Raw genomic sequence first — 3478 nt, 5'->3', positions numbered from 1 at the left:
CACGGCCGCGGCGGGGGCGGCGGCGGTCACGTCGAAGGTCTCCTCGAAGGCCTTGACGAACTCGGACAGCTCAATGAGGGAGAGCTCCTTGAAGGCCTCGATGAGCTCGTCGGTGGTCAGCTTCGCCATGATGGGCGTTCCTTCCTGGAAAAGGGGTCCTGCGCTGCTTTTGCTGTCTTGAAGCGCAGGGCGGTTTCGGGTTGGTGGCGGTCGCGGCTCAGGCCGCGGTCTCCTGCTTCTCGCGCAGGGCGTCGACGGTACGAACCGCCTGGGACGCGGGTGCGGCGAAGAGGTATGCGGCCTTGGACAGGGACGCCTTCATAGCGCCTGCAGCCTTGGCCAGCAGCACCTCGCGGGATTCGAGCGAGGCGAGCTTGTCGACCTCGTCCGCACTCAGGGCGTTGCCGTCCATGACGCCGCCCTTGAGGATGAGGTGCTTGTTGTCCTTGGCGAAGTCGCGCAGAGCCTTGGCGGCCTCGACCGGCTCCCCGGTGACGAAGGTCAGGGCGGTGGGGCCCTTCAGATCGTCCACGATCGCGTCAAGCCCGACCCGGCGGGCGGCGATGGAGGCCAGCGTGTTCTTCGCCACGGTGTACTCGGCGTTGCCGGCGAGCGAGCGGCGCAGGTCCTTGAGGTCGGCGACGCTCAGCCCACGGTACTCGGTGAGCAGAACGGCGTTGGCCTCACGGAACTTGTCCGCCAGCTGTGCAACAGCCGCGTCCTTCTCAGGCCTTGCCATGGGCCCTCCTTCCGTGGTCTGCCACAGGTTCCGGCACTGGAAGAGCCCCGCGCCGGTGGGCACGGGGCTCGCTACTGCGCTCGGAGGTCACCGAGGGCCGCTGAGGGCTCGTTCTCACCTGCGCCGGCTCCGCCTGATGCGGACTTCGTCCCGCCTGCGCGGGAGACCTGCGGTCTTTGGCAGACGCCACAATACACACGGTCCGCCCCCGGGGCGCAAGCCCGCCGCCCCACAGCGGCGGTGCTTTCGGTCACGCGGCCGCCGACCGCAGCAGGCGGCCGGGAATCAGCTCAGAGGTTGACGACGGGCACGTCGGTGAGTCGCCAGGGGTGAGAGACGACTCCGTCCTCCGCGCCGGCCGCCGGATGGTCGACGACGACGACGTCCTCGCCGGTGTCCGGCCAGACAACGCACACGGTGATCCTCTCACCCTGGCTGAGCTTGTCCCCCAGATCCAACTCGGTCAGTGCCCGGTGGGCGCTGGTGCCTTCGAGCAGATAGTCGACCGGGTAGATACGGTCCGAGCCGGACAGCAGCATCAGCCCATCGGCTGAGAACGCATTGGTCAGGCCGGCGAGTTCGCCCCGCGCATTGGCCATCCCGACGCCGGGGTCGTTGACCCAGCCGAGGTTCAGGGCGGAGACGGAGCCGCCCCTTCCACCTTCCAGCTGCAGCTCCCCGAACAGCAGCCCGTCGCGGCGGACGACCTTCTCCAGGGCGAGGACGACCTGTCCGCCCGATGCATCGGTGGCATCAACGGTGATGCCGTTGGGCCCGCGTCCGACGGGGCCTGCGGCCTCGGGCAGCGTGGTGTCGCCATCGGTGCGGGACAGGGCTCCGTCGGTGCCGCCGGAGGGGGTGATGACGATCTCGACGCGCCGGTTGGCCTGGCGGTGGGTGTCGGAGTCGTTGTCGACCTTGGGCTCGCTCTCCCCCTTTCCGGTGACGGTGACCTTCCAGGCGGTGAGGTCCGTCAGCTCCCCCAGGCGCTTGGAGACCGCCTGGGCGCGCTGCTCGGAGAGGGTCTGGTTGTGGGCGTCGTCGGCGACGTCGTCGGTGTGGCCGACGATCTCCAGTTCACCACCTTCGTATCCGGCGATGGTCTCGGCGACACTCTTGAGCACGCCGTCGGCGTCGGCGGACAAGTCTGCGGAGTCGGAGCCGAAGGTGACGTCGCTGGAGACGTCGACGGTGGTCTCCTGGTCGGTGGTCAAGCCGCTGGAGGAGCCGTCGAAGGCCTGCGTGTAGCGTTCCAGCGGGACCGGTGTACGCAGCCTGGCGTAGGGGTTGGCGGCCTTGACGATGGTGTCCACGTCGAGTCTGGGCGCACCCGCGGCGTCGTCGTCAACGACCGCGATATCTACGAAACCGATGCCGGACAGGAAGACGGTGACGGCGTCGACGTCCACCGGGCCGAAGGTTGCACGCAGGTCCTGTCTCCCACCGGGTTCGAGCGGAACAAATATGGCTTGCCAGCTGGTGGTGGACCACAGGCGCGAGCCGGCGGTGTCGATCAGCCGCAGCGGTTTGTAGTCGGCGACGGTTGTGAGCAGTCCGCCAATGAGGCGTTCGCCGATGTTCACTGCTTCGGTGTTGCTGCCCGGGGCCTCAGCGCGAATGGGCAGGATGGCGAGTTCCTCCCCCTTGTACTCCGTCCGGACCAGGGGGCCGACGGCGAGGGTGAGTTCTTGGCCCTTTACCTGTGCCTGAATCTGTGCGCTCTTGGCCGCGTTGGCGGAGGCGGAGGCATCCGCGGTGGGGGTAGTCGTCACCTGCACCACCGGCGTGGGCCGGTCCGTGCTGCACGCGGATACGCCGCCGATGCCGGCGAGCACCGGCAAAGCCAGGGCGGTGCGGCGGGGCAGGCGAATGCCGTTGGCGTGCTGGAGCCGGTTGTGCATGGGGTCCCCCTTCGTGACCGTTCGTCCGGTGTCGTGTTGGCTCTGGCTTGCCTGGGTTGCCCGGGTTGCGCCGCCGGTTGCCGCGAACCCCTCTCAGGCATCGCTTCGACGCGCAGGTAACGACTTGGGTCGACCATACCGCGCCTGCGGCGGTCCGGGCCAGCGCGGAAACCACCGGCGGGCGCCGCGTCCGCGGCCCCGCCGCCCCACGGCGAGGATGTCGCGTCCGGAGCGAATCCGCCCGTCAGCCGTCCACGACGGGGATGTCAGTCAGGCGCACCGCGAGATGTTGGCCGAATGCGTCATCCTCACCGATCATGTCCATGGTCACCGTGTCCTCACCAGGGGCTCGGCAAAGTCGGTGTCTGGGTTGGGGGTTGTTAGGGGTTTTCGGTGTGTTGGTGCGGGTGCGGCGCGATCTTCCGGAGACGATGGAGGCGCTAGATAAAGCCATTGCCTTGGAAGGTCGCGCCGCTGTGTCATCAGCCCCCACTTCTGCCCTGTCGCGCCAGCCCCTGACCGGGATGTTCGCAGGTGTCCCGGACCCGCGGCATCGGCGCGGGTGCCGTCACCGCCTGGACACTTTGCTGGCTTTGGCGGCGGTGGGGGTGCTGGCCGGCTGTCGTACCCTGCTGGCGATCTGGGAGCACGCCCAGGACCTGACCGGCGGCCAACTACGGCAACTGGGACTACCGCAAGACCGGGACATCCCCTCGGAGTCCACCTGGAGTGCTGGGTGTTTTTTGGACTTTCAGTTGTTGTGTGTTTGTCAGGCTGCTTTCTGGGTGGCGGCCTGCTGTAGTTCTCGTTCGAACTGGTTGGGTGTGCGGTACCCGAT

3 protein-coding genes and 1 pseudogene are annotated in these 3478 nt (G+C 68.0%); 1 reads left to right on the top strand and 3 read right to left on the bottom strand.

The window, feature by feature from the left end; genetic code table 11:
* The 3 genes and pseudogenes from Q4A20_RS14915 to Q4A20_RS14905 all read right to left on the bottom strand — a co-directional run.
* A pseudogene (locus Q4A20_RS14915) lies at positions 1-129 on the bottom strand (50S ribosomal protein L7/L12); the annotation flags it as partial.
* Between the two features lie 88 nt (positions 130-217).
* Positions 218-739, bottom strand: a complete 522-nt coding sequence (rplJ, locus tag Q4A20_RS14910) for a 50S ribosomal protein L10 (protein WP_303124179.1) — start codon at positions 737-739, stop codon at positions 218-220.
* A 290-nt stretch (positions 740-1029) separates the two neighbouring features.
* Positions 1030-2640, bottom strand: a complete 1611-nt coding sequence (locus Q4A20_RS14905) for an OmpA family protein (RefSeq protein WP_303124178.1) — start codon at positions 2638-2640, stop codon at positions 1030-1032.
* A gap of 476 nt (positions 2641-3116) precedes the next feature.
* Here Q4A20_RS14905 and Q4A20_RS14900 point away from each other — a divergent pair.
* Positions 3117-3478: transposase family protein (locus Q4A20_RS14900; RefSeq protein ID WP_303124177.1), on the top strand; the 362-nt coding region annotated here is incomplete at its 3' end.

It is taken from the genome of Actinomyces sp. (assembly GCF_030530635.1).
In the GTDB taxonomy this organism is placed as follows: domain Bacteria; phylum Actinomycetota; class Actinomycetes; order Actinomycetales; family Actinomycetaceae; genus Actinomyces.
The sequence above is the reverse complement of the archived record's forward strand: the minus strand, read 5'-3'. Positions and strand labels throughout refer to the sequence as shown.

What these genes read in the sequence shown, in the direction of transcription:
- rplJ (WP_303124179.1), bottom strand. Translation starts at nt 739, where the DNA reads ATGGCAAGGCCTGAGAAGGACGCGGCTGTTGCACAGCTGGCGGACAAG.
- Q4A20_RS14905 (WP_303124178.1), bottom strand. Translation starts at nt 2,640, where the DNA reads ATGCACAACCGGCTCCAGCACGCCAACGGCATTCGCCTGCCCCGCCGC.